Raw genomic sequence first — 26,702 nt, forward strand, 5'->3', positions numbered from 1 at the left:
ACGTGTGACGCTATTGCTCGGTTCGACCTTCCAACCAACACGCAACTCTCAGGGCAGGCAAGCCCACATCGCGGAGGTTGCAATTGTCCTGGCACTTCGATACCTGAAAGTGCAGACGAACATTAAGGAACGGAGTTCAGAAGTGGCAAAGATAAACGGTGACACGTCGGCGGGGGACGCCAGCGCTCCTGCGCTCCTCGACGGGGCTGAAAATCCCGACCATCCCAAAACGACTGTGTGGGATGGGCGACTCGATCATTTCTCCGAAGAGGAAATCGCGGTTCGAAACGCACTTGCCGATGCAGCCAGAGCCGCAAACTGGAAGGCTGTGTTCGGCCTGCTCGATACCCACAGATACACCCTGTCGCCGAACTCGTGGCGTGCGAATGGAAAGTCCTGGTACACACCACTTCACCAAGCCGCCTGGCACAACGCGCCGGTTTCGGTTGTCGAGGAACTCATCCAACGTGGCGGATGGCGGTCATTACGCACCGCGTCCGGCGAAACTGCACACGATATTGCTGTGAAGAAGGGACACATCACGCTTGGCGACTCACTCGTCCCACCCACATGCAAGCGTGTCGACAATGACGTCTTCAGCAAGCTCGACGAATACTTGGCGCGGTTGGTCGAATCTCGAATCCGCCCTGCTCTGCCTGTACGGCTCCGCCACCCTGCCACCGAGGTACTCGCCGAGACCACCGACCAAGCGTTATGGTTCCCCATCCCGGGTATGTACGGCGGCTTCTCCATCCGACTTATGCGCAGCTATCTGTTCGTAGAAAGTTGGTGCCGAGTCGCCGGAGGATCCGGGCAAGCACACGTCGTCACCACCGAAGGGTTCACCCTCGTCGAGGAGGGGTTCGTATAGCCAGATCTACCCCGATCCACCATCTACGGCCGAGAACCCAGGTCGGGACGCGATACGCGACCTGATCGCCCAGTACTATCACCTCACCACTAACACTTCTCGAGCACGGCCCGACGGGCTTCCGACACAGGACATGCCCCCACCCGATGCGAACCTGAAAAGGCGCATGGGCATTGACCAGTTGGATCGTCAAAATCGGTAAGAGCACTCCACAGCATTGGGGTTTCGCACGCGACGACGGGTTCTGGGATGTCCGCCGCCCCGGGTTCTTCCGACGCATCGAGCCTGGAGACGATATCTGCTTCTGGCTGTCAGGGACCGGACTACTCAGCAGGGTTCGCGCAACCAGCGCTCTCTACGAACTCACCCCCGACTCGCGTCCGGCTCACTGGATCGACCGAGACGACGGCGGTTACACCCACCGCTTCGAGTTCGAGACCGTTAGCGAGGTTCCCCAGCGTTCCTTGACGTGGGGCGAGCTCAAACGAGAGCACGGACGCAAATACGCCGCGCAAGCCCCAGCCAACGAAATAGATGATCCGGTAGCCGAATCACACCTTAGATCCCTGTTCGACAATCGGAGCGATATCGCCTTTTCGAATCTCCCGCTACCGGACGACACCCAGCTCGAGTACTCTCCCGGGTATACGCATGGCGACGATCTGCGCGAGCGAGCGAAGCGCGAGATCGCGGCCCGGCGGGGCCAGCGTAGGTTTCGCCAATCACTCCTCGTTGCTTACGAACACAGGTGCGCCGTCACAGGATCGAAAATCGAATCGGTTCTCGAAGCAGCACACATCGACCGATACTTCGGCGATCACAGCAACCACGTCACCAATGGACTATTGCTTCGCGCTGATCTACACACTCTCTTCGACTTGCAGATGTGGACCGTCACGGATCTGCTCACCATCGAAGTCTCACCGATGCTGACACGCAGCGAGTACGCATCGTTCGATGGCAGACCACTCCGGGTACCCGCGAATCCGAGGCATCGCCCAGACCGTGCCGCCCTCGGCCGCCACCGAAAAGCGTGCGGATGGACGACGCAGACCGCGTGAACGATCGCCTAGGTATGCATCTTCGGAACGCAACCTGTCGAGTTTCTCCTCGGATTCGATCGTCCTGAGGTCAGGGCAGCGAACCGACCCGCAATGTCGCCCACGGTTCAGGCCCTGAGCCGCGTTAATCAGTCGGTGTCGGTCGAAGCCCTGAGCGCTGTGTATTTGGTGGCGTTGCCGCGAGCCTGATCGACGGGATACTTGCTGCCGTTGGCGGCGAGCTTGTTCTGGACGGCATCGGCCAGGTCGATGTCAAGAATGTCAGCGAGTCGAAGCAGATAGATCAACACATCGGCAAGCTCATCGGATGTGTGCTTCCGTTGCTGCGGGTCGAGCTGATCCGCCTGCTCAGGAGTAAGCCACTGGAAGATCTCTGCGAGCTCGCCAAGCTCCCCGGTGAGTGCCATGATCAGGTTCTTTGGAGTGTGGAATTGTCCCCACTCGCGTTCATCAGTGAAGGCACGCACCGCTGCTTGCAACTCGTCGATGGTCGTCATTTCCAGCTCCGTCCGTGCGTGCTCTCTTAAGTCCGTGCCCCGCGTAGTCCAGCGTCTCAGACGTGCGAGGCAACGCGTCCTGGAAGGACCGCACGTTTTTAGTCGGACGCAACTAATCCACCACTGCCTGCCCGTCAAACCACGCCGAGGTGATGCGGCCCAGGCACGCTCACGGTGATCATTGCGACGAGCGACCAGTCACGTTCAAGCAGGGACATCCGGGATACGAGTTGTGATACGCCGCTCGAGCTCGTCCCATAAGCCCGCCATCGCCGCGACCGGGTCGAGGTAATACTCCGACTCCCGAACCCTCCAGAACTTCCACCCACTCCGGTGCAGTTCACGTTCCCGCTCGAGGTCGGCGCGCTGCCGGTCGGGGCTGGCGTGCCACTGCCCGTCGTCGCATGCGACCGCCAGCTTCCCCGCTGCACCGGTCACGACCAGATCGATGAAGTGCCCGTTCACCTCGACCCGCGGGTTCACGTGATATCCCCGGGCGGCGATGTCGAGAAACACTTCCTGCTGGAAGAGACTGTCGAACGCCTCGTGCCGCTCGTCTCGCGTCACACCGTCCGGCATGGGTGCGGCGGGCATCGTCGACGTCGACTGCATATGGGCTAGCAGCGAATACCGCAGGTCGGTCCGTCGCAGCGTGTCGAGCGTCCGTGAATGGAACAACCACAGTTGGTCCTGAGCGCGCGACGCGGCAACGTTGAACCGTCGCTGGTATTCGGTGCGCGTCATGGCCGCGATGTTCTGGTCGGGCGCGACGACCATCGACAGGAACACCACATTCCGCTCGTCACCCTGGAAATCGGGGGGCGTGCCGACGCGCAACCTGCGTTGCTCCCATTGGGCCGGGGTGAGCCGGTCGAGCAGTTCGTTCTGGATGACGTCAACCTGCGACTGTCCCTGCAGAACGACGACGCCGAATGTCTTGCCGTCGTAGGCGGGGTCCTGGACACATTGAACGAGGGTGTCGACGAGGGCACGTGCCTCGACGTGGTTCGCCAACGTGGAGTTCTGTCCTGTGACGGCGCCACTCTCGACGTACGTGGTGCGTAGTGGCGGCAGGCGATCGGACCCGTACTGCCGCAGGGGAACCAACGGGTCGTCCGCGTAGAACTGTTCGCTGGACCACGCGATGATCTCCGGCATCGACCGGAAGTGTTCCCGCAACCGGATGATGCTTCCGAACCGCGACCGCAGCAAGGAGAACAGACTCGACCGTGGAGTGAAGCTGTCGCGCAGGTAATTCGGAATGTCGGGCAGGTACGAATCGAGACGGGTGAAGACGCCGTCGAGTGCACCTAGCGACACCGCACTCGGTGCACACTGCTTGTCATCGCCGACGACGATCACACGCGGCGCCAGCCACAGCAGGAACAGACTGCTGATGTCGACCTGGCTCGATTCGTCGACGATGACAACGTCGAACGAATTCTGTTCGGGTGGAACCGAAGCCAGCACCTGTTGCAACGGCATCACCCACGCCGGCACCGCGCCTTGCGCGACCTGCATGGCCTCGCGCGCCGCTGCCCGATAGCGCTCCGCATACCGCCCGGTTCCCTTACCGATGCTCGCGACATGGTCGCGGTAGGAATGGAGTGCCTGGACTTGCTCGGCAGTGGTGCGGGCGAGACACGCACTCCACGCCTTCTCCTCGACGAGCTGCGTTGTGATACGCGTGATGTCCTTCTCGACTGCGCCTAGCTCACGTTCGAACTGCCCGTCGTCGCTATGCTCGTGGAAGCGCCGCACCCAGTCGTCTGCGCGTCGCCACGCCCACGCATCCTCGATGTGGGCGAGACGAACCGGCCATGCCAAGCTCAATGGATTGTCTCCGAGTGTCTGCGCGAGTGCCGGTGCAGCAGTCGTCAAACGCGCCTGCAGGGATACGAGTTCCAGCTCCTCGCGTTGTTCACCGACCGCACGGTCCCACGCGTCCAATGCCGCATTGATCGCCTCGAAGTCCGCTTCGTGGAAGGCTCGTGCCAGCGCGCGGCCTTCGGGCGACGCTCCCCCGGCGGTCTGGCCCCGCACGTACATTCCGATGGATTCGAGCCAGTTTTTGCTTGCTTCCGCAGTGCCCGTCGCGGCGATGGCCCGTGCCGACTCCGCGATGGACCGCGCCTGCTCGACACTCGCGATCCGCGGCGCACCGGGGTGGACATCGCGCAACGCCGATTCGACGTCTCGCACCCGTGCTACGAGACCGTCGATGATGACGCGGTCTCGGTCGATGAAGGCGAGGGTGCCGACAGCACGGCTGCGCGACTCGTCGAGCTGGATGTCGATGCCCAGATCGCGGAGGACGACACCCGCCACCCGGATCGCCTCGAGCACACGAAGATGTTCGGCGACGATGCGTACCGTGTGGGCGGTGGTAGCCGCGACGCCGTCGACGGTCGCCGGCTCACCGAGCGCCTCGACTGCGGATTGTTCGTCGCTTCTCAGGAACCGAGCGAAACCGTTGCGCCACGTTTCCCCGGCCTCCAGCTTGCGGGCGAGCGCGTCGTACGCCTCGAAGGCGAGCGGTCCCGCTACCGGTACCTGGACCGAGCTGGCACCGACGATCCGGTCGGCGTCCTGCGCGGCCTGCACGAGCCCTGCGAGCTCGGCGGTCTTTCCCCACAGATGCTGAGCCTTCCCCGACAGGACGTCGTCGGCGACGCGACGAATTCGAGCGTCGAGCCGATCTGCATCCTTCAGGGCACCCTGCAACTGCTCGCACCGGTCACGGATGTGGGCGAGTGCCTCGAGGGATGCCCCCTCGAGTATCCGTAACAACCCTTGCATCTCATCGTTTGCGGTGCCGTTCGACGCCTGGGAGACGGCAGCACACGCGTACTGCAGTTCCCTCTGGGTGGGGAGCGACAACTCCGGAAAGCGTTGGTGCCTGCGACGCGCGCGTTCGACACTCGAACGCTGATGGAGCGCATGGAGGGTGACGAGCTCGTCGACCGTTAGTGGCGGGGCGTCGGTGAGGAGAGGTGCGGGCAACCATTCATATTTGGACTGTTGCGCGCGGACCCGTCGGACGATCGACGCAACCGTCCCCTCGTAGCCGGCAACGACCTCGGCATGGATCAACGCTTCCTCGGCTCGCGCCTGCCGGATCTGTTCCATCAGCGTCGCTCGACGGCCGAGTGCATCGTTCCGTTGCGTGGTGAGTTCGTCGATGCGTTCTTGCGCGCGCCGCGCGTTGAATTGCGCTTTGCGGATAGCGATTTCGCTGACGCTACGGGTGAGCTCCACAGACCCGCCGTCTACCGGGTCGGTCACCGCCACACACAGGTCCTGAAGCTCGTCCGGGAGCTTTTCCCGGAGGACACGCAGCGCCTGCGCCTTCTCACTGGTGACCAGCACCCGCTGGCCACGCGCCAGCAGCGCGGACACGATGTTGGCTATGGTGTGGGTCTTACCCGTACCCGGTGGGCCTTCGATCACGACGCCGCTGTCGCCGGAAAGCCGGTCGAGGATCTCGCGTTGTTCCTCGTTCGCGGGCAGTGGAAGCAGCGGATCGCCGGTGAAGAGACCCGAGGGCGTGCCGATGCGGTCGAGCCATGTGACACGGTCCGCCGGTTCGATGGCTTCGACGAGTTGCGCCAGACCGAGTGGCACCAGGTTCGCTTCGTCGGCGGCGGCCTCGGTCATGCGGTTGTAGTACTCGATGAGTGCATGGGCACCGCGCTTGCGCAGGACGAGTGCGGGTGACGGGGTGACGAATGCGTCGGGCGCCGATGCTTCTTCTGCACGCTCGGCGACCTCGACGCGCAGGGTGAGCGCACGTTCGGCCCAGCTCTTCAAGAACGCCCGGGCGGCGGGATCGAGGGGCGACGCGACCTGAGTGACAAGGGAGTCGTGCAGTTCGCGGACACTCGACGGGTCGAACACCTCCAGTCCGGTGAGAATCTGAACGTCTTCCAACGACGGGCCGGCGCCGGGATCCAGCCGGACCACCAGGTCGCCGGAGTCGCCGTGCCGCTCGATGAGAGCGGATTGCGTGATCAGGTGCGTGCGAACCCGCGCGCCGGCAACCCGCTCTGACAGGTGCAGCAAGCCCGACGCGACGACGAGCTCCATCGATTCCGGTTGGTCTTCGAGGTCCAGCATCGTTCGCTGCAGGAAGGTGTACAGATGCGACGCGGCTCGTCGTTCACGGTCGACGGCCGCCCATGCCCGCCACTCCGTGAGCCAGACGTCGAAGCCTGCCACGGTGTCGGGGGCCTGCGGGTCGAGTGCGGGTTCGATGTCGGAGTCGCCGATCTCTCCGCGAACGTAGATCGCGAACTCTCCGGAAGGGCGTGGCGGGTCTTCGAGCTGAGCACGACGCGCGCGCAGGAAGACCTCACCCGACGCGGCGTGAGCTTTCAGGCCGGCCCTGATGTTTCCCTCCTCGAGGGACATCACGGCACGGTGTTTGTCGACGATGCGAACCGGTGCGCTGCGGGCTTTGACGAGCTCTGCCATGAAGGCAAGCAAGCGTTGCACACGATCCCTCAGGTCGGGATCGTTGTCCCTCGACGCGACGTCCACTCCACACCCTGCTTCCACCCGCCGACGGCAACGGACCACACCACCTTAGAAACCGTCTCCGACGAGTTCGCGTCGGGTCCCATGTCTCGACCGGCACACGTGCTTTTCCATTCCGCCTGTCACCTATTTAACGGGCGGTCCCGAGTGGGCCCCAATACGTGACGAACTGTTCCCGGGCGGCGCGACATGTTGATTTCCACCAACTATCCGCCAGGGCTGCGATGACCCGCCACCATAGAATTCTCGTCTCTGGAGAGCATGCGACGAATGGACGAGACCGGAGTCATCCGCTCGCCACGAGGTCCACGCTATCGAGGGCAAACGCGGATTCGCAGTGACATGCCATGCAGGTTCTCGAACCTCATCCGAGAACTGCCCGTCTCTGGCCTCAGCCGGGAGCTGGACGTCAGCAACAGAACAGGACGTCAATTCCGGCTGCTGACAGAATCGCTACCGCAGGTCCAGCGCTGTTGCCACCGCCTTTCGCGTGGCTTTGACAACCGTCTGAGCCATCACAAGGTTCCCCCCAGCTCCGATCGCCATCCCAACGCCGAAGGGAGCCACTCTCCCGAGTACCAAGATCCCCTGACGAGTCCCATATCGGGTGACGAAGTTGTAGCCGAGCACGCGATTGATCGAGCGGATCGTGCTGAGAGGCACGGCATTGGCAAGAAGCTTACCCAGGTTGCCTCCCGCTCGGGCCGCCGCCTTCCCGAAGAAAGTGGAGCCACCCCCACCGGCCAAGACGGTGAGCACGATCGCCTTCTGATGTTCCAGGTCAGTGATGTCGATGCCGTGGATCCGCAACGCCGCCAGAACATGGCCGGCTGCGGCGGTCATGAACCACGACGTATCCCCAGCCGTCATCGCCAACGCGGCTGCTGTACCGACTCCCGGCACCGCCGCCGCGCCACCGGCGGTAGCACCACTCACCGTGACCGAAGACAAGAAGGTTGTTTCGAGCTTCTTGAGCAACTGTTCTTCACTCGCATCCGGAAATCGCTGCTCCAGTCGCGCAACCCGTGCCCTCATGAGGTGCCCGGCCCCGATCAGTGACCGGTCGAAAAGCGCCATCAGTTTCGACGGATCGCCCTCGACATCCGAACCCGGTAGCTCGTCAGCAACGTAGTCCCCGCCCGTATCCCCCAGACCGTCAGCCTGATCTTTGAACACTGCTCCCCCTCATTGGTTGATCGTCAGTTAACTAGCTAGGCCAACCCGCCGACGTTCGAAGAGCTTGGTCGGCCGTTAAGAAAACGCCCATTCGCCCAAGGTCCGCCACCCTACGAAATGCCATCCATCACGCCTACGTCGGCAGACTTCAGTTTCCGATCCGACGCGAGGCCAATTGATCAGCAATCCCCTACAAGGCCCATTCCTGAGCCAACAACTCGACCAGTTCGGATTGACGCTTCGCGAGAAGCTCTGCGTTCCAGGTGGATTGCTGGAGCACGTGGGTCGTGAGAGCGAACGATGCAACTCCGTACTTCGCCGTGAAATACTGCTTCTTCTTGCGGTCGAACTCGTAGTTGCCGGCAGAAGCATTCTTGGTGCGGTTGAGAAGAACCAAGTTTGCCAGTCGGTGTGTCCAATACTCCCGCTCAGACGGCGAGAACCACTCGAGCCACTGCGATCCGACTTTGGGATTCTGCGGTAACACATGCTCGACCGAGATCCGGGGGTGGTCGTAGACGACTCCGGATGCACCCGAAAGCAGTTCGTCAAGCCGAAGCAAGACATACTTTCGAACAGGGGCAACCTTGTACAGCTCGCTGTCGAGGCGCTGGCGTGTTTCGGCCAGCTCTTCGGGAGACAGCTGAAGTGCGGGAGATGAAAGGCCTTCACCTGCTGTGAGCTCACGAAGTACCTGGATATAGCGAGATGCACGAGGAGTTGCGTACACACGACGCAGCAGCATGCTTACCGCCAACCGTTCGAGCGACCGCAGGAACTGGATGAGGAAGTCCGAATCATTGCCTTTGTTGCTCAGAGCCCACAAAACTGGTGCGCGCCAATCACTGTTGTCCAACTGATCGAGTCGCTTCAGCCAGACATTCACCTGATCGGCGCCGGATACGGCTGCGTAGCTCTGATCCCGGAGGATTCCGTATGCCTCGGCGTAGGGCACCACGACGTCATCGACAAACTCCGTGCCGCGGCCGGGAACGTAGGCGGACAGAACAAGCTCTTCGAACTCTTTGAGCAGCTCGCGTTTTGGGCGCTCCTTCACGACGATCGTCCTGATATGGAGGAATAGGTCGGCGAAGTCGTCCGTACCCAGGGCCTCTTCTACGTCGTCCCAGCGATCGGCATATTCGTCGCGGCGGTCGTCAGGTACGTCACCGACCACCTTCGCTTTGAAGATGTCGGCCGCAGACAGATCCAGGCCACGCGAGTTCATCACACTGAAGATCCGGTGAGCGCTGGCCAAGTCCGGCGTGGTGACGACAACCAGGAATGTCCGTGCGGCAAGCATCTTGGTCAGCTGCAAGCGGCGATCCTCCGCCCATTCCGCGACCCTTCCGAACAAAGCCAGCCCGTTCGAATGAATAGATCGCTGCGCATCGGTACGCAACGTCCGCGGGTCGATGTCTTGAAGCAGTTTCATTCCCCCCAAAGCCTGCACATGGCTGGAGAAAAACCACTGGTCGCGAGTTCGGAGCGCAAGCCGAGGCTTCGCTTCGAGATCGAGCATGAGATTTCCGGGTTCCTGGAGCATCTCGTCCAACTGCTTCGCCAGGAGCGGGTTTTCCGTCGCGTCACGAAGTGCAGCCAACAGAATTGTGAGTGTCGTGAGGCGCTGCTGGCCATCGATGACGTCTGCGCGTGCAGTCGTAGGGAGCTTCACCAGAACAACCGAGCCGAGGAAGTACGGCTCGTCGTCACCTCGGTCCATCGCTTCGACGAGATCTTCGAGCAGCTGCGAGGCCTGCTCCACCTGCCACGCGTACGGACGCTGGTATTCCGGGATACGGAAGTCATAATCCCCGGAAAAGACCTTGCTCAGGGACACTTCACGCGCTTCTAATTGCTGCATGCCGCCCATCATGCAGCACCCACAGAATGGTCAAACATCCAGCCCCCCAAAATGACCCGAGTAATATCTACCGACGAACGCGTGCCCGAGAATGGCGATTCGAATGCCCGCCGCCTTGCGTCGTCCTACACCCATACCCCCTTCTGCGCCAGCACCCATCGCACGGGATCCAAGCAGCGGAACGGCGAAATGCCGTTGTGATGCAACCTGTCCCCCACCGGCGACTCGCCCAGCGCAGACACTGCGAAGAACCGGCTGTTCAAAACGACGCCCGTGTGCGGTTGATCGACCGCCATCACCATCATTTTCGCCTCGAGTTTGTCGAGCAGGCTCCGGACTTCCTCGTGCACGAGGCGGCCGTCCATCTCGTTGTACGGTGCGTATTGCAGGCTGGGGTCGCGGGAGAATCCTGCACCGCGGTGCGACATCATCTCGCTCCAGTCGCTGCCGTCGACGTGCTGGAGTGATTGCAGTGCATCGAATTTGGAGAGGACGACGGCGAGGTTCGGGGTCGCGTCACCGATGATGGTCAGTACGGTCCGCAGTACCGAGCGCGGGTCGCCGCCGACGCGTTCCTGGACGGGGACGAGGTCGTGGAGTTGCTGGCGCACGGATTCGACTTTGAGCGGATCGAACATGAACACCACGCCGTCGGCGTGTGCAAAGAACCGCATGTGCTGCACGTGGACGTTGTTGGGGTTTTCGAGATCCTCCCCCGCGACGTCGCGCAGAACCAGGAATTGCCGCACACCGTTCCACACACCGAGCGAGAAGATCAGTGGCTCCCGCTGGTACTGGTTGCTGGTGTGGGCGGCGGGCGTGGATTCGAGGATGCCGCGCTCTTCGTAGAGCGGCTTCTCGTACAACTCCCGGTAGACCATTTCCGTTTCGGCGGTGGCAGGTTCCACGACGCAATTGAGTCGTTCGCCCAAGAGTTGCAACGTCTTGACGAGAACGGCGACGTACACCGTCTTGCCGGTAGCGCGGGCACCGGCCATCGCGACGCAGGTGGCCTGCGCTCCGCGCCACGCGACCGGCAGGCGGTAATGGCATGTCGGGCACACTTCGACGGCGGGTCCGCCGACCTTCTCTTCTACAACGGCCGCGTCGGGCGCCCACTGGTCACCGCCGGTCGCCGGGCGGTCGAGCGCGACGACCTTGCCGGAGCGAACAGGCGTGCCCTGGTACGCGGTGGCAACCTCGTCGACGTCCACCTCGTCGGGTGCGGTCGGCAACCATGCGGTGCGGTCGGTGGGCAGGTTTGTGAAGCAGCGGGGGCATTTCGTCATCGCCGTGTTCCTTCCGGTTCGTCGGCGACCGCCAGGCCGGCGACAAGTGATTTCACCGTCGCGAAAAGCTGATCCGGGTCGTCGAGCTTCTGTCTCCGGGTGCCGGACGAACTGCCGTCGACCACGGCCGCTCCTTCGCTGGACAGGACCACCGGGCGACGGCGCACTCCGGGAACACCGGTCGCCGCGTGATCGGCCGGGACCGCGTCGGTCACGGTGAAGACCAGCGTGGGGGTGGTGTACCCGGAACGATTGACGGCGGCCGACCGGAATCCGACGCCGAGGCCCGCCGAGTTCAGTGCGTTCTGCACGTGTCCTGCGACCTCGCGCAGCGCCTGAGCCGGCAACGGCGTGGCCGAGCGACCAATCATGGTCACCCGCAGTTCTTCCCGATTGCCGATGACGGATGCGACACCGGTGAGTAGATCGACCACCTCACGCACGCTGCCGTCGTCGATGAGGGGAAGCATCGACATCGTGGTGTCGATATCGACTTCGACGTCCACGCGCCGGTTCACCGGAAGCCGGTCGACGCCGAGCACGCCGCGCGCGGCCGATCGAGCGCGCGCTCCCAGTTCGGTGAGCGGCACGTCCACAGCCGTCTTCCGGGCCGCGACCGCGAGACGCTCACCGGCGGGAGTCACCGTAGCGAGTTCGACGTGGTGCAGGCCGGATACGTCGAGTGGTGTCAGTTCTGCGCGATCGGGGTCGGCGGTGCGGTTGCTGTCCACACCGAGCGTGGCCTGCAGGACGGTGCCCTGGGGGAAGGCGGTGCCCTCGGCGTGCGGGCGCGCCACGATGACGATCTCCCCGTCCACATGCGGCAGCACCATGAATCCGGGGCGCGGATACAGCGCGCCGGGGGCGGGCTCGCCGTCCGCGGTGATCGCACGCACCGTCACCGGCAGGTCGAGCGCAGTCACGGTCACTGCCAGCGGCTGGCGCGGCAGTTCCACCAACCCCGCACCGTCGAGTACATATCCGGGCATCAGGCCTGTCCTTCCCATGTCGGCGACGCGCAACCCAGCACTGTGGTCACCGTCGTCTCCGTTCGCGATCCCACGACATCTCGTCGCGGCTCAGCAGCCGTTCTTCGAGCCATCGCCCGACGAAGCCCGCGTAGATGTCGCAGGCATAGTCGACGTCGCGGTGACGGCGGTCGTGCAGTTCGGTGCGAATCGCGTCCATCAGTCCGCGTGCGTCGCGAGGACCGCGGTATCCCGGTTCGGTCAGGACGACCGACGCGACCGCGTCCAGCAACGCTGTCCGTGCAGACGGCGGGCCGACCTCGAAGCGGGCGAGAAGGTCGCGTCGATCCAGCACCGAACGGACGTGCGGCGCAGACAGGGACGTGAAGACCGCGTTTACGATGACCCAGTAGACGTCGAGAGCACCGGAGCGGACGAGGTCGACGAGCGCGTCCACCACGTACCGCGCGTCGCGGTCCACTGCGTCGACGAGCGCCTCTTCGTGTTCGGGCGGAAGCTGCGGCACATCGCGTCCGAGCGGCGCACAGAACGCCACGAGGAAGACCGCGAGCCGAGAACGCACGTCGTCGGGCAGGCTGGCGTCGTAGTTCTGGGCGTAGTCCTCGAGAACCGGACGCGCGTGCAGTTCCAGAGCGTGACCCAGCGCGGTTGCGGAAATACCGGTCCAGTGATCGCTCAGCCGGATCTGCGCCCACGACCCAGCAAGCTCGTCGCGCTGGGGAACCGGATCCCACCGCCCACTGATGTCACCGAGTTGAACACGCTGGAGATAATTCGCGAGCACCTCCACATCGCTGTTCCACGGTTCGGTGACCACAGCGTCCTGAAGGAAGCGCGGGGCCACGATGTGCGGAAAGATCTCGCACACCCGGTTCCACTGCGTCGCTGTCCAACCGGCACGCTCGACGAGCGCGGAGACGTCGCTCGAGGGCCATCCACCCTCGTAGAGTTCGAAGAAGGCTCGCCACAGGGCGACCGAGGCGACATCGCGACGAAGCCGGCCACCTTCACCGGTGCGGATATGAGCGGAACCGGCTTCGGCGACGAGAATGTTCGCCGCGTCGAGCACCAGCGAGGGATCGGTCTGCATGTCCTCGAAAGCGGGGATCGCCACCGGTGTCCCGGTGAGCCAGGCGAGGACCCGGTGCGGAAGCCGAGCGCCCAACGGCCGCACCGCGAACGCCGGATTCGTGACCACCGCTGTGTGGAGATGACGCAGGAGCGCAGGCGACCGGATCGTGCCGACATCCGCGACGAAGTCGCCACCGGACTTCTCGTCGAACAGCACGGGTACTACGGCGAGTTCGAGGACTTCGTGGGCGATGTCGAGTCCCGCGTCACCCAGCAGATCCGCGCGAACCAGCGCGTCGAGAGTCGCGTACGCCTCAACGGCCGTCTCACGCCGGTGGTGGCCGGACCGTGCGCGCTCGCGCAGGTCGTCGAGCATCTTAGCCGCCTTGCGCATCAGATCCTCTGTGCGGGGGCAATAGTCGAGCAGTTCGAGACGGGCGAGGTCTCCGTCGCGCAGCGAGGCCGGGTCGTCCAGGACCCGGTATCCGAAGACCGCGCCGGCGATCCGCCAGACGACCGGTGCGAGGGTGTCGTCGGAACGCCACCGCGCCAGCACGTCCGCGGCCTGTTCGAGGGTGTCCCCGAGCAGTCCGTGAACGATGCCGTCGACAAGGTGGGAGAAATCGGTGGAGTCGACACCGTCGGGGGTGTGCTCGAGCAGCACGGAGGTCGCTTCGTCGAGCGCATCGTGCAGATCCGGATCGCTCACCACCGCCATTGCCAACGGCCACATCGCGTTCAGGGCGCGGTCGCCGACGCTTGCGGCGATCTCGTCCTGCCGAGCCAGTGCATTCGCCGCGATCGCGCGGTCGAGGAGTGCAGTCTGCGCAAGGAGCGACCACGGCGTGACGGGCACCGTGTCGCCATTCGCCGTGAGGTGCGCTTCCCCGTCCAGTTCCCCCAGTTCAGGCGACTCGTCCTCACCGAGGACCACGCACCCCGGAACGTCGCCGGGGAGGTCCTCGAGCGGCACGGTGACCAGATGCGCGCCGCGGGCAACGGCGTCGTCGACGGAATACAACCGGTCGAACGTCGACCAGCCGAGCCGCACGGCCGTACCCGGCGACATGAAGTGCGATACGGCACCGATCCACAACGCCGCGTCGTCCGGGGTGCGGCAGCCCAGCACGACGGGTGAGCCACCGTCGAGTGCTCGTGCGACGCCGTCGAGGAGCACGCTGAACACTCCGATCCGCCAGGTGTCGGCGTCGAGGAGGAAGTCGAGCACCGCTTTCCGACAGGCGTATTCGGCAGGGCGCGGTGCCTGGTCCGAGAGGACGGCGTCGGCGACCTCGTCGGCGCCGTACGGCACGAGCCAGTCGCGTGACCGCCAGCGCTCGATCGGGCGAACCGACTCCGCGGCGTCACCGCCACGGTCGAGCACGCAATGGGCGAAGACGTTGCCGGGTCGGCCGGAGGCGTCGGCACCGGCAGGGGCGGTGTGCCAGTAGAGCCCGCGACCGTTCTCCCCCGGCACGTACATCAGTCGGCGCGGACGGTCGTGAACTTCCTCGAGTGTCGGGAAACGCGGAAACGACTGTGGTGACTCGAACCGCGTCACCACACCGACGCGCAGCGCCTCCTGCTCTTCCGGATCGAGACCTCCGGTGGACTCCTTGACCTGCCAGCCACCGCCCGAGGATTCGCCCGGCCGGTCGAACGAGGTGTAGGTGAGCTGACCGAACCGTGGCGGTTCGGATTCGTCCTGGGCCACGGTCAGGACACCTGCTCCTCGAGCAGCGACGCTTCGATGAGGTCGAGCCGGATCTGCTCGACAGGCGGGTCGAGCAACGCGATGGTGCGCGCACGCTCGGGAGGCACGTCCGCGAACACACGGACGTAACCCTTCTTGTCGGTCACGTCGACGGTCCACGGCTGTGACCATTCACGCCGCAGCCCCTTCGGGTGGAAGCTGCGCGCGCCCGGTTTCGTGGCTCCGTCGCCACGCACTTCGAGGGGCTGACCATCGCGTGCACTCAAGGGAAGACGAGTCTCGTTGTGTACCACAACGAACGGCGGAGAACCCGGAAGGTCCATCTGGGAGGCGAGACGAACCGCCAACGACGTTCTTCCGCCGCCGCGCCGCACCTCGGTCTTGTACTGGATGCGCAGGAGTCCGCTGTAGTCGACCGTGGTCGGGATACCGACGATCCGCTCGCCGGCGGTGTAGGCGATCGCGACGACGTGGACCGCACACCCGGCTTCGGGAAGCGGGGTCGCGAGATGCAGCCCGCCGTCCCTGTCGTACTGGGAGCGTGAGATTTCGGTGACCGGGCGCTGCTCGATCGCATGCTCGGCGGGAACCTGTGTGGCGCTGAGGTACACGGACACGGACGCCGCACCGTCCGGCCACGGGAACGTGATGACCTGCTCCGCGCAGCGTTCGATGATCCTGACATCGGTGAGTGCCGCCAGTGGCCTGGTCGCGATGACCGTGCGTCCCACCTGGACCTGGCCGTCCAGCACCGTGACCGGCGTGAAGTAGGCCCGTACCCAGCCGCGCGGCCACGACACGTTCGTCATGCGGTGCACGCCGTCGTTCCCGGCCTCCACCGGATGCACGAGGCGCGCAGATTCGGGCAGGCCGCCCGAGACGGCAAGGGCACCGGCCGACAACAACGTTCGGTCGATTCCGGCGCGCGGGGCAGCTTCCGTCCTGTACATGACCACCCTGCCGATACCCGGCGGCGTCCACCCGAGATCGAAGTGCAGATCGTCACTGCTGCCCGTGGTGGTGACATGCAGATCGGCGACCGGTTCGAGCACCGCTGAGACCGACACTTCGGCCTGCGCGGCCGGCGACAAACGGGTATGGCCGTCGACGTCGACCTCACAGATCGCCCGGTACAGGTAGCGGTGGCCGCGCTGGGCGTCGCGGTCGACGAAGCCACCGAGGTTGGGCTGGTCCCCGAGGATCCGGTGGCGCGGGTCGTTCGTCACCGGGGTGCGTCCGTCGAGCGGAATGCGCAGCACCCGAACCCGGGTGACCCCGGGCCATGCCCTCCATTGACCGATCACGGCGCCGTCGTCCTCGATGACCAGGAAGTCGGCGACCGGACTGAGGAGATGCGTCTCGGCGATGAGAATCGGCTGGCGGCGGGCCGCATCCCCGTCGTTGCTCCCGATGTGCGCCCACACCTGCAGATGCCGCACGGCGGCCGCGGGCGGTGCCGTGTCCACCAACGTGGAGCCGCGGGTGACGCCCACGAGCCGTCCTGCCTCGGGCTTGTATGCGCGATGGGTTTCCCCCGCGACCACCCGGTACAGCACGGTGGACCCGGGCTTGTCCGCAAGCGGCACCCAGTCCAGCAGATATCCGCCCGTCGGCTCGGCGGTGACGGTGACCTGCCCGATCGCGTGATCGGACTCGCCGTGCAGGTACTCGCAGAAATCTTCCGTCTGCAGGTCGACGAGGAACTCGCTTCCGGGCAGCGGCTCGGCGGCTTCCACATCCGGGGTCGGCGTGGGTTCCGGCTCCCGCGCGTCGTCGCGGACTCGATCGTCGGCTGCGCCGGTCGCGGTAGCGGCCTGCAGTGCCTCGACGAGGCTGCCGACGAGCGCCTTGGCGTGGCGCGGGAGCATCGGTTCGATCTCCTCGACGGTGCGCCGATTGGACCGGATGATCTGCTGCAGGTTCGTATCCTTGATCAGCCCGGGACGCAACCGAGCCGCCTCGATCTCGCGTTGCCGCCACTGCTGCAAGGCCTGGAAGACGTCTTCCGACACGGTGTTGACTCGCTCTCAGAAGTTGATGCCGTCGACGGCGGGGGCGACGAAGGGCCCCGGCGACGTGCGATCCGATCGTGCATCGGCCGGCTGGGCGGGTTGCAACTCGATATCGGGCACGTGCGCGATATCGACGCGCGGGGCGCTGGTGTCCGCACGGGCCGCGAGGTCTTCCGCGGAGATGCCCTCGGAATACTGCGTGGTCACCGCGACAAGTCCGCACCCGACACGCACTGTGGTGGGCACCTCGCCCACCACCGCGGTCAAACCCTTCATCGTGGCGGTGTCGCTGAACGCAGACCTGTCGAAGAAGCTGTCCGACGTGGGGCGACCGACTCCGGCAAGGAACTCGTCGACCCCTGCCCGCCGGACGTTCCCGTCCACTCGGTGCTCGACGGCGGCAACGAGTTCGCGAGAGAGCTCCGAGCGGGGCCCGGTCAGTTCACCGAGGGCTCGTTCCCACAGCAGCGCCGCGCCGGTGGACCGCACCCGACCGCGGTGGAACCGCTGCGACCATTCGTCGAGCGGCGAGCCCGAACCCGCTCCGGCCTTGACCGCGAGCAGACTCGGGTCACGGTCGATGTCCTGGGCCACACCGCCGAGTGCCGCACCGGCGCCGCTGACCACCGTGTCCCAGGGGTCGGTCAGCCAGCCGACGGTGAACAGGTCCTGACGCAGTTCGTCGGCGACGCGCGCCACCTGCTCGGTCTCCGGAGTACCCGACCCGATTGCGCTGTGCCACGGAAGTCCCCACTCGATGCGCCGATGCACCGTCAGGGTGTGCTCGGCCACGCCGAGCGGTTGTGCGAGGAAGGCGCCGAGTGCGCGGCTCCAGGAAAGGTACTGGCGGTAGGCGCCTGTCAGGTCGTCGATCTCCCGCAGTGCCGCACGAAGGTTGACGCGATCGGCTTCGACGGCCGCGGCCACCGCCTCGCGCCGCGCGAGCAGATCTTCGAGTTTCTGCTGAGCGCGCTGACAGATCCATGCCACCACACCGGCCCAGACGAGCACACACAACGCGATCAGCGGCCCGCCGTACCACCAGGAGATCACCTGTCGCCACGCCAGCACTCCGGAGAGGACGGCCAGGAGAACGAGCACGATCGTGGTGATGCGGACGCGCCAGAACATGGTGCGCTGATGCTCGGCGCTCTCCTCTGCCGGATCCCGCAATTCCTCGGCGTTTTCGAGCCGCTTCAGGATTGCTTGTGCCTCGGTCACGTCGGCGGCGAGGCGGTTGGTCAGGATCGTGCCGAAGCCGACGGCGAAGCTGCGGCGTCCCCGTGCCATCCATGCCTTCACCGCGGAACTCGTGCGGCGCGCGTCCAGTCCGATCACGGGATCCTGCTCGAGTCCGCGAAGCTGTTCACGGAACTCGTCGAGCCCCAGGATGTCGGGTGCTTCCACCGTGTGGGCGTGCAGGGTCGCCGAGACGACACCCGGGATGTCGTCGAAGTCGTCGGCGGGGCCGGGCACGATGTCGGAGGCGGAACGCAGCACTGCGCGATGTGCACCGACCTGTACGGGCGGCAGCCCGGCAGACCGCTCTCTGGCGTCGGCGAGAGTGAGGGCAGCACGGGCATAGTCTCGCCACAGTGCCGAAAGGTCCGGCGCTGCACGATGAACCGCACCGGTCGCGCTGTCGAGTGCGGCACCGATCTGACGCGACGCGGACGCGTAGTCGGTCCACGCCACCTTTCGTCCGTCGGAGTCCACGCCGCCGACCACCACGCGGTACGCGCCGGGAGCAGCGCCGTAGAGGGCTGCCTGCGTTGCCGACGCCACTGTGGACGACACGCGGGTGATCAGCCGCGACGGCGCATTCATGAGCACGGCGAGCAGGAATCGGCCGAACATTCTCAGCGCATCACCGAATGTGATGACGCGGGCGGGCCGGGCCGTGGGCGTGGGGACGCGCCCACTCTGCAGCAGATGCCTGTGTTTGGTCCACAGTGCCCGAGCCATCTCGCTCGACGCGGCGGGTACGTCGTCGACGTAGACGACAGGAGTTCCGGCGTCGCGTGGAAGTGGCAACTGGCCACCGAAATCCAGTAGTTCGGCGTGGAGTTGATGTTCGGCATGCGAGGTGTCGAGACGACGGTAGAACGACCGGACCACTCGCAGCGAGTTGCCCGGCAGGACCGGCTCGTCGTCGAACGGTGCGTGCTCGACGTCGGTCCACAGGCCCGCGACCCCGGCGACGACGGGCGCAGCGTGGCGGCCCACGTCGATCGCGTCGGTGGTGAGCACGAGTGATTCGTGGCCCATGCCGGGTCCGCGCGAATTCTCCGGCGCGATCAGCAGGTTGTGCCAGCCCGCGAGTGCGGGCACAGCGGTACCCGATCGCTCGTCGCCCGGCCGCTGCAGCAGCAGCCGTATCCGTATCAGGCGTGCGCCGCCGGCATTGGACGAGAGCAGTTCGGCGAACATGCGCTCCGACTTCGCGCGGACCGGCACGGAACCGGCCGCGGTGGGCACGAGCACGCACAACCGCACCAGGTCGACGCGACGGGACGCGAGCACGTCCTGCAGAGTCGCGGCGCGATCGGTACCACGCACCGTTTCGACAGTCGGGATGCGAGTGCCGTCCAACGGGATCTGCGCGTCGTCCACCCACAGGAACGGCGCGACGAGGTCTGCTGCGGACAGGTCGCGCAACACGTCGCGAACGCCGTCGGCCACGCCGGGCGAGGCCAGGATCACGGTCAGCACATTCATTTCGGTCTCCGCCATCTCAGAACTGCCCCATGTCGGGAATCTGGAAGGTGGGCGCCGATGCCGCAGTCTGCGGGTTCGGTGCGATCGCGCGGTCGGGCTGCTCGGCGCGGAGCTTGCATTCCTCGACCAGATCGATCAATTCCCCTGTCGCCCAGTAGACGTCGGGCGCAATATCCCGGAAGAACGGGGTGTGAGACGCCTGTTCGCGCACCGTGATCGTGGAGAAGACGCCGCCACCGGGAGCACCCACGTCGCCGGGCGCCAGGTAGTGCGTTCCGGTGAGATCGCGGACCCCGTTGAGCCAGGTGATCGCGTTCTTGGCCCGTGCATCGATCGAGGTACCCGGACCGGTGTCGGCGACCTGCGACTGCCAGCCGGTACCGGTCTCGCCGGTACGAAGCCACTCGGTCAGTGTCGCCTTCGCCGACACCTCGAGGATGCCGCCCGCCGGCTTCTCCGCCGACGCGTCGTACACGGCCCGCAGTGCACGGTACGGAAGCATCGAGCTCATCACCGGCGACTCGTGTGAGCGCGCCATCGCGATCAGCACCGATTCGAGTACCGCCGGCAGCCAATCGTTGTTGGCGAGGAAACGTGCGGGCGGGGTGAGCAGCGGATTCGGGAAGTCGACCCACCCCGAGGATCCCGCGTCCCACACCCGGACCGGTTCGGTGTAGGGCTCCGGCGGCAGGCGCAACCACCCGACGACGAGCCCGAGGAACCAGCCGGCCGTCATGGCGCGACGCTCACTCTCGTGCATCGGCAGCGATGCGGCGAGCGGACGCGCACGACGCCACTGCCAGAACGATTCCTGCTGCGCGGGAGTCGAATCGGCCCACTGCTTCGACGCGGGACCGAGCACCGAGTCGTAGGCGAGCGGCGAGTAGTTCGGGTACGAGCCGAAAATGTCGATGCGGGTGAGCTTGTCCTCTTCGGTCAGCAACCGCCCGAACTCGGCAACGGTTTCCTGATCGATCATGGTGTTCTTCCGCAGGACCTGCGACAGCGCGTCCGCGACCGGAAGGTTCAGGAAGGGCACCGACGTGAACTTGTAGCGGTACTCGACCTGCTGGCCCGGATGCAAGGCCTCGAGTGCCTGCTGATTGACGCTGGCGAGTGGCCGGGCGAGGGACAGCGCTTCGGTGAACTTGGACTGCAGGCGCGCGCGGCGTTCGTCGAGGGCGTACTCGGGCACCGAGGCGTCCTCGATGTATTCCCGCAGCGACACCCGGCAGAACCGGTCGAAGGACTCGCCGGTACGCGCGACGAACTGCCGTGAACGCCGGAGCAATTCGACGGGACGCACATGTACGTCGTACCGGGCGGCGGACGGCACGAGCGCTTCGCGGCTCCCCGGATCGAAGGGGAAGGCCCGCGAACGCCACGCCGACGTCCGTTCGAGCACGGGGTGCTCCTCCCCCGGAGACTTGCTGCCGTCGACGGTCGACCAGAGACCGGTCACGACGCTGCCCACCGCCTGCTGCACCGCGGTCTCGAACGGCGGGGGCCCCGCGGTGTCGGACATGACGGCCAGCGGCAAATCGGCGCGGTACTGCACCATGAAGTCGGCGGACGGGGTGAGCATCACCTCGTTGTTGGCCTCCGCGAACCGCTTCGGCACCCGGTCGCTCTTGTCTGCGGGCCACGCGCCGTACTGATCGGTTGCCAGCCGGGCCAGCCCGACGTCGTTCGCGGGTTTGCCGCGGGCCTTGCGCAGCGATGTCTGCGATTCGTCGAGCCCGTCGAGCAGCGGCTTGAGGACCTCCGGCACGAGCGCGGTGGCGACCTCGGCCACCTTCGAGGACAGCGATGCATACAAGTGGCGGTAGACGTTCTGACTGCAACTCGCCAGCACCCGTTCGAGGATGTCGGCGTCGCTCTCGATGGTGCCTCTGAGTGCCGTCAGCATCTGCGCGGTGTCGGAGGACTGCGCGGTGATGTCCGCGGGGGTCTGCTTGGCCAGTTCCTCGGCGCCGATCCGGACCTGATCCTTGACGAGGACGGCCAGCCTGTTTACGATCGCGGTCGCGTACGGGAGACCCAGGTCGGCGATCGCCTTCACCACGACGGCCTCGATGGTGTCGGCGAGCGTGCGGTGCCACTGGAAGGCATGTCCGAGCGCGTGCTGCTCGGCCGATGCCGTGAGCGCCTGACGCCTCCGGGCGAGAGCTTGCTGGATTCCCGGGACCCACTGGTTCGCGGTCAGCCCGCTGCCGGACGGGAGGTAGGGACGCAGTTCGGTGTCCACGATCTGCCGGGCCATCCGATCACCCTCGGCGGACGACAGCACCACCTGGGTCAGCCACGGCCCGACACCGACCTGCGCACCCCGCGGATCCGCCTGCAGCACAGGAAGTCCCATCGTGGTGAGCAGCGACTGCCACTGGCTGTCGAGGATCGAATTGACCTGATCCTCGTCCGATGCCACGTTGGCGTGACTGCGGTGCCCGTCGAGCAGACGGTCCACCGCGCTGCGAGCCAGGCGCTGCGCCGAGTACTCGGCATACCGGTCGCGCCCCATACTCAGGCTCGAGAAGCCGTAGGTGCCCCAGGGCAGGTTGTCCCATTGGCCGCCCCAGCCGATGTTGTCGCGCTGGCCGGACAGACCCGCACCGTTGGTGAGGTCATATTGCACGAACTGGCGGGTCGCGGCACCGGACATCATCATGCCGGCGAGGCCGCGGGCGAGGCCACGGTAGATCGCTTTCTGCGAACCGTCGCCGAACGGTGCGCCCTCCACACCGACGCGTCGCCCCACCGGGAAGACGCGCGCGAACGGCACCTTCTCGCCCGCGCCCTGCTGCTGGCCGAGAGCGCGGAGGATCTCGACGTCGTGCTCGCGGGCGGAACCGAGCTGGCTCGCGACGATCTCGCCGAGCATCGCGAGGGCATTGGCGCGCACACCCGTGGTGGCGCTGCGTCCGAGTCCGTCGAAGATGTCGGGCGCGACCATGAACACGCCCATCAGGCGAGGATCGAGCTTGGGAATGAGGGTGAGCAGACGGCATACGTCCAATGCCATGGACGCACCGGCGCCGCCCGCCATCGAGGACACCACGAGGACGATCGGCGATTCCTCCTGCTCGAATCCGCCGCCGCCCGGGATGTCGAGTGCGGACATCTCCGTGGCGGTCTGCACGGTGAACAGCTGATCCCACGCGTTCTGCAGCGTGTCGCGGATACCGCCCGCCTTGCTCAGCGTGATCATGCGGCCGAGCGCGCGGTACTGGCCGGCGCCGGAGCCGATGGGCACGGTGACCGACGAGGGGTCGCGCGGCGCCCAGGTGGCGATTTCGTCGAGACTGCCCTTGGCCGCGAGCTGGTTGGTCAGTGCGTTGTCGAGCACCGCGTACGAATCGCCCTGCGGTCCGCTACCGAAGTAGCGGCCGCCCTGGTCACGCACGTTACCGAGACCGTCGGGTCCTGTCTCCGGTGCCGTCGGCACATCGACACTGACGAACTGCCAGCCACCGGGGATCTTGTCGATGCCCGCCGACGCGAGGTCGGACCGCAGCTGATCCATCATGTACGCGAGCGTGACAGCGCCGGATCCGCCGCAGCCCACTACGAGAAACCGCCTCATGCCGGTCCTTCCACATCGAGAGATATTTTGAAGACGAGTCGACCGTCAGGAGCCGGGAGGCCGGAACGGATCGAACGGTTGGCCGGGTGCCGGTGCAGCCGAACCCGGATTCCGGTCCGGCGCATCGCCGAAGGCGGTGTTGCCGCCGAACGGGGGCGGCGCACCGAAGGTCGGTTCGGCGGACGAGTTCGGCATCCCGAACGGATCGAACGCCGCGGCCTGTTGTGCGGGTACCGGTGTTCCGCTCGGCGATGATGTGCCGTTGTCCGAGTTGTCGCTTCGTCGGCGCAGTTCGGCAATCGCTCCCGCCGCGCGACGTCCCGCGTCGTCGACGAGGCGCTTGATCCGTTCCTGCGATGCACCGCCACCGACGAGCAACAACAACTGCGCCTGGTCCGCCGGACCCTCGGGGTCGTGCAGCAGCACCCAGTGGTTGTGCACGGCCAGCGGCAGGCGGGCGTCACCGCTGCGCCGATCGGTGGCCGGTGTCGCATCGGACGCGCCCAGCAGGCCGGGCGCGCGGACCAGTACGTAACCGCTGCCGACCGGGAACCCTCCGGTGCGGGCTTCGAGTTCGGCACCGTCGACGCTCAGTCGCCGTGCAGGCTTGTCCAGTCCGCGGACGATCTCGGTGAGGTCGTTGTCGTGCAGGACGAATGGCCGCCCGTCGCGCAGGAGCCCGTGGCCGGACACGGTGACCGCGAAACGCTGCGCTCTGAGCATCTCCGCGGGGATACGCGCCGTCTGCCACTTGCGCAGGTACAGCAGGGCGCACGGGAGGGCGACGCCGAGCAGGAAGACGAGCAGGAACACCGACCAGAAACGGCCGCTGTCGAGCGGCTTGAGCAGCTCGGCCGTGAACGGTACGTCGACGGGCATCGCGCGGTCGGGTTCTCCGGCAGGCGACATCATCAGGCGGACGGATCCGTTGAGTGCGCCGTTGCCCGCTTCGGGGACGGTCAGCTCGAGGGGTAGTGCCGCCGACGCGCCCTCGTCCACCGTCAGGCAGCTGTCCGCCGTTCCGGCGCCACCGGTTGTCAGCGCGATGTCGCCGACACCGTCGGGTGCCGCATCGATGCGGACGGAGCCGGCCGGATCGACCCACACGCAACCGGGTCCACCGATCGAGATCTCCCCGGGAAATGTGCCCGCTCCCTCGATGGTGCCGAGGTCGATCCGGTTCGGCAGAGTCGGATAACCGATGGGCGGGGCAACAGTGATCGGGACGTCGACGTACTGCGGTGCGAGATCGGTTCCCGGAGCGATGGTTCCGCCCCAGCTGTTGGTGGCGTCCGCTGTGGTCACCTCGAGGACGAGACGCAGTGTCGCTTCACCGGGAGCGACGGTCGTGAAGTCGAGCTCGACGGGAGCGGCTATGGCGCTTTTCGGAATACCGCTCGCGAGCTGGTGGTCGACCTGCGCCGAGTCGGTCAGCGATACCGACAGGTACGCCGATCCCAGCAGGTCGGACGGATCGATTTCCACGCGGTCCGAGTCGACGATCCCCAGTTGTACCGCGGAGGTGACCTCGCCCGAGTGGATGGCGGTGACGTCCTGTCCCAGCCACGCCGGGAACAGATTTCCGGAGATGTGGATGTTCGACTTGGAGCGCGCCGCGGGATCGGACCCGTCCTCGTCGACGAAGACCAGCGCCCACATACCCTGCCAGTCGTCGGAATCGTCGGGCTTGTTCATGGTGAACGACACCGACCGGTCCGACAGCCACCGGTGGTCGACCGAGACGTCACCGATCCCGGAAGTCACCGCGGTGGTGGTGAACGGCATCGGAAGCTCGGTACCGCTGGGCGATACGAGGGTAGGGACGAGACCGTCGGCATCCGCGAAGCCGAGGACCGTGACGGCCCCGATCGAATCGTCCAGAACGAATCGGTGCTGCCCCGCCTCGCACACCTCGAGCGCACAGACGCCGGCCTCCGTTTCCAGAGGGGCCTGCCCGGGGCTGCTGAAGGCGTCGAACGCGAACAGAAGATCGTCGATGTTCTGCGCCAGGTAGAAGTCACCGGGTGTGGGCACTGTCCGTGCGCCACACGCCTGTCCGGCGGCGGGCTCACCCGTGGCGATAGACCGCATCAGATCGAAGTCCGCAGCTTCTGCGGTACCGGACGCGAGGCCCACCGCAAAGGTCGCGATCCCGGACGAACGCAGCTGGTCGGCGACACCGGCGGGACGGCAGATCGACTCGCGTGCCGCAGCGACGACCTGCTGCACACTCTCGTCGGTGGAGAGCGAAACTCCCGGTGCGTACGGCTTCTCTCCGTCGCGGGCCGTGAAATCCAGTTTGCCGTCGGAGAACCAAGCAATGGCCTGGCACGATGCGGGTCCGCCGGACGCATGCTCGGAGAGCGTGCTTCGAGCGCCGTCGAGTGCGGTCCAGTAGTCGGTGTCGAGACCTGCGGTCCGAGAGCGGAACTCGCCGACCTCGCTCTGCAGTGCGGAAAGGGTGGTGCCGTCGAGCCGGGTCCACGGCGCGTGCACGGTGAAATCTGCGGAGAACCCCGCGACGGCGACGTCGAGCGCAACGCCTGCGGAGTCGCCGAACGACTGGAGTTGTTCGAGGAGGTAATTGGCGGCGGACACGCGGGCCGCGTCCGGATCGGACTGCTGGAGACTGCCGGACTCGTCGATCATCAAGAGCAGGTCGCCCTCGCGCTGTGAGGCGAGGCAACCACCGAAATCGGCGATCGCGGTCTCACGGGGCTGTGCAGATGCCGCCGGAGTCAGGAGCAGGCATCCGAGCAGCACGGCGACGAGTGTGGCAAGTTTCTTCACAGTCGGCCCGCCCATTCCGCGATCTGCCATGCACCCAGCACGATGCCTACGGCCGCCAATGCCACCGAGAGCCAATAGGTTCCTTGCAGGAAGGGTGACGCATCGTAGGTCGGGAGTGTGCGCTCCTTGGTATCCGCGACCATGTGCTGTGCGAGGAGGAGCGCCGCGACGGGACCTGCCATCGACCATCCGAGGAAAGCCCACACGACCGGCCCGAGGGCAACGGCGAGCAGGGTCGCGACGATGCCGGCGAGCACGACGACGAACGCTCCGAGGACCCATCCCAGCGGCGTTCTGCCCTGCTCCAGGCCGGAAGGTCGTGCGGGCTGCTGGAGCGTCGCGAAGGAATCCCCCAGGGGGACGCCTTGCGTGGCGAACCCGGAGAACGGGTCGTTCGGGATGCCGAATCCCCCGCCTGCGGGCGGGCCGGCGGACCACGGTGAATCGGACGGCGGGGTGTCGGTGCCGTCCCGCGAGCTCGAATACTCGCTGAAATCGAACGGATCGGACGATGAATGCACGGGCGACTTT

At 65.8% G+C, this 26,702-nt stretch carries 14 protein-coding genes; 2 read left to right on the plus strand and 12 right to left on the minus strand.

Annotated features, from left to right (window positions below):
* Window positions 1–4 precede the first annotated feature (4 nt).
* Both ACFWU2_RS06715 and ACFWU2_RS06720 read left to right on the plus strand, forming a co-directional pair.
* Entirely contained in the window at window positions 5–871 is an 867-nt protein-coding gene (locus ACFWU2_RS06715) for an ankyrin repeat domain-containing protein (RefSeq protein ID WP_378602872.1), read from the plus strand.
* Between the two features lie 173 nt (window positions 872–1,044).
* Window positions 1,045–1,932 (plus strand): HNH endonuclease, encoded by an 888-nt coding sequence (locus tag ACFWU2_RS06720; protein WP_378602877.1) that lies wholly within the window; start codon window positions 1,045–1,047, stop codon window positions 1,930–1,932.
* 128 nt (window positions 1,933–2,060) lie between these two features.
* Here the strand turns inward: ACFWU2_RS06720 and ACFWU2_RS06725 are convergent, their stop codons facing one another.
* The 12 genes from ACFWU2_RS06725 to ACFWU2_RS06780 all read right to left on the minus strand — a co-directional run bounded on the left by ACFWU2_RS06725 (window position 2,061) and on the right by ACFWU2_RS06780 (window position 26,692).
* Entirely contained in the window at window positions 2,061–2,429 is a 369-nt protein-coding gene (locus ACFWU2_RS06725) for a nucleotide pyrophosphohydrolase (RefSeq protein ID WP_378602880.1), read from the minus strand.
* A 204-nt stretch (window positions 2,430–2,633) separates the two neighbouring features.
* Entirely contained in the window at window positions 2,634–6,902 is a 4,269-nt protein-coding gene (locus ACFWU2_RS06730) for an AAA domain-containing protein (RefSeq protein ID WP_378602883.1), read from the minus strand.
* Window positions 6,903–7,418: 516 nt separating this feature from the next.
* On the minus strand, window positions 7,419–8,141 hold the full coding sequence (locus ACFWU2_RS06735) for a hypothetical protein (RefSeq protein WP_378602886.1): 723 nt from the start codon (window positions 8,139–8,141) through the stop codon (window positions 7,419–7,421).
* Window positions 8,142–8,331: 190 nt separating this feature from the next.
* Window positions 8,332–10,005: a DUF262 domain-containing protein gene (locus tag ACFWU2_RS06740; protein WP_378602889.1), complete on the minus strand. Its 1,674-nt coding sequence runs from the start codon at window positions 10,003–10,005 to the stop codon at window positions 8,332–8,334.
* A gap of 125 nt (window positions 10,006–10,130) precedes the next feature.
* Window positions 10,131–11,294, minus strand: coding sequence for a hypothetical protein (locus ACFWU2_RS06745; RefSeq protein WP_378602892.1), 1,164 nt, complete (start codon window positions 11,292–11,294; stop codon window positions 10,131–10,133).
* On the minus strand, window positions 11,291–12,283 hold the full coding sequence (locus tag ACFWU2_RS06750) for a hypothetical protein (RefSeq protein ID WP_378602895.1): 993 nt from the start codon (window positions 12,281–12,283) through the stop codon (window positions 11,291–11,293). Before ACFWU2_RS06750 ends, ACFWU2_RS06745 begins: the two co-directional genes overlap by 4 nt.
* Window positions 12,284–12,329: 46 nt before the next feature.
* Window positions 12,330–15,068 carry a hypothetical protein gene (locus ACFWU2_RS06755; RefSeq protein ID WP_378602898.1) on the minus strand — a complete coding sequence of 913 codons (2,739 nt, stop codon included), beginning with the start codon at window positions 15,066–15,068 and terminating at the stop codon, window positions 12,330–12,332.
* A 2-nt stretch (window positions 15,069–15,070) separates the two neighbouring features.
* On the minus strand, window positions 15,071–17,080 hold the full coding sequence (locus ACFWU2_RS06760) for a hypothetical protein (RefSeq protein ID WP_378602901.1): 2,010 nt from the start codon (window positions 17,078–17,080) through the stop codon (window positions 15,071–15,073).
* Window positions 17,081–17,095: 15 nt separating this feature from the next.
* Complete coding sequence (locus tag ACFWU2_RS06765) at window positions 17,096–19,798, minus strand: magnesium transporter (protein WP_378602904.1); 2,703 nt, start codon at window positions 19,796–19,798, stop codon at window positions 17,096–17,098.
* A gap of 16 nt (window positions 19,799–19,814) precedes the next feature.
* Window positions 19,815–23,381 (minus strand): tubulin-like doman-containing protein, encoded by a 3,567-nt coding sequence (locus ACFWU2_RS06770; RefSeq protein WP_378602907.1) that lies wholly within the window; start codon window positions 23,379–23,381, stop codon window positions 19,815–19,817.
* Between the two features lie 45 nt (window positions 23,382–23,426).
* Complete coding sequence (locus tag ACFWU2_RS06775) at window positions 23,427–26,201, minus strand: vWA domain-containing protein (RefSeq protein ID WP_378602910.1); 2,775 nt, start codon at window positions 26,199–26,201, stop codon at window positions 23,427–23,429.
* A complete protein-coding gene (locus tag ACFWU2_RS06780) occupies window positions 26,168–26,692 on the minus strand; it encodes a hypothetical protein (RefSeq protein WP_378602913.1) in 525 nt (174 codons plus the stop codon). Before ACFWU2_RS06780 ends, ACFWU2_RS06775 begins: the two co-directional genes overlap by 34 nt.
* Between the last annotated feature and the right edge of the window lie 10 nt (window positions 26,693–26,702).

The organism is Rhodococcus sp. NPDC058639, from assembly GCF_042717545.1.
In the GTDB taxonomy this organism is placed as follows: domain Bacteria; phylum Actinomycetota; class Actinomycetes; order Mycobacteriales; family Mycobacteriaceae; genus Rhodococcus.

Coding starts and splice junctions, on each gene's coding strand:
- ACFWU2_RS06725 (WP_378602880.1), bottom strand. CDS start 2,429: ATGACGACCATCGACGAGTTGCAAGCAGCGGTGCGTGCCTTCACTGAT.
- ACFWU2_RS06730 (WP_378602883.1), bottom strand. CDS start 6,902: ATGGCAGAGCTCGTCAAAGCCCGCAGCGCACCGGTTCGCATCGTCGAC.
- ACFWU2_RS06740 (WP_378602889.1), bottom strand. CDS start 10,005: ATGCAGCAATTAGAAGCGCGTGAAGTGTCCCTGAGCAAGGTCTTTTCC.
- ACFWU2_RS06745 (WP_378602892.1), bottom strand. CDS start 11,294: ATGACGAAATGCCCCCGCTGCTTCACAAACCTGCCCACCGACCGCACC.
- ACFWU2_RS06750 (WP_378602895.1), bottom strand. CDS start 12,283: ATGCCCGGATATGTACTCGACGGTGCGGGGTTGGTGGAACTGCCGCGC.
- ACFWU2_RS06765 (WP_378602904.1), bottom strand. CDS start 19,798: ATGAATGTGCTGACCGTGATCCTGGCCTCGCCCGGCGTGGCCGACGGC.
- ACFWU2_RS06770 (WP_378602907.1), bottom strand. CDS start 23,381: ATGAGGCGGTTTCTCGTAGTGGGCTGCGGCGGATCCGGCGCTGTCACG.
- ACFWU2_RS06775 (WP_378602910.1), bottom strand. CDS start 26,201: ATGGCAGATCGCGGAATGGGCGGGCCGACTGTGAAGAAACTTGCCACA.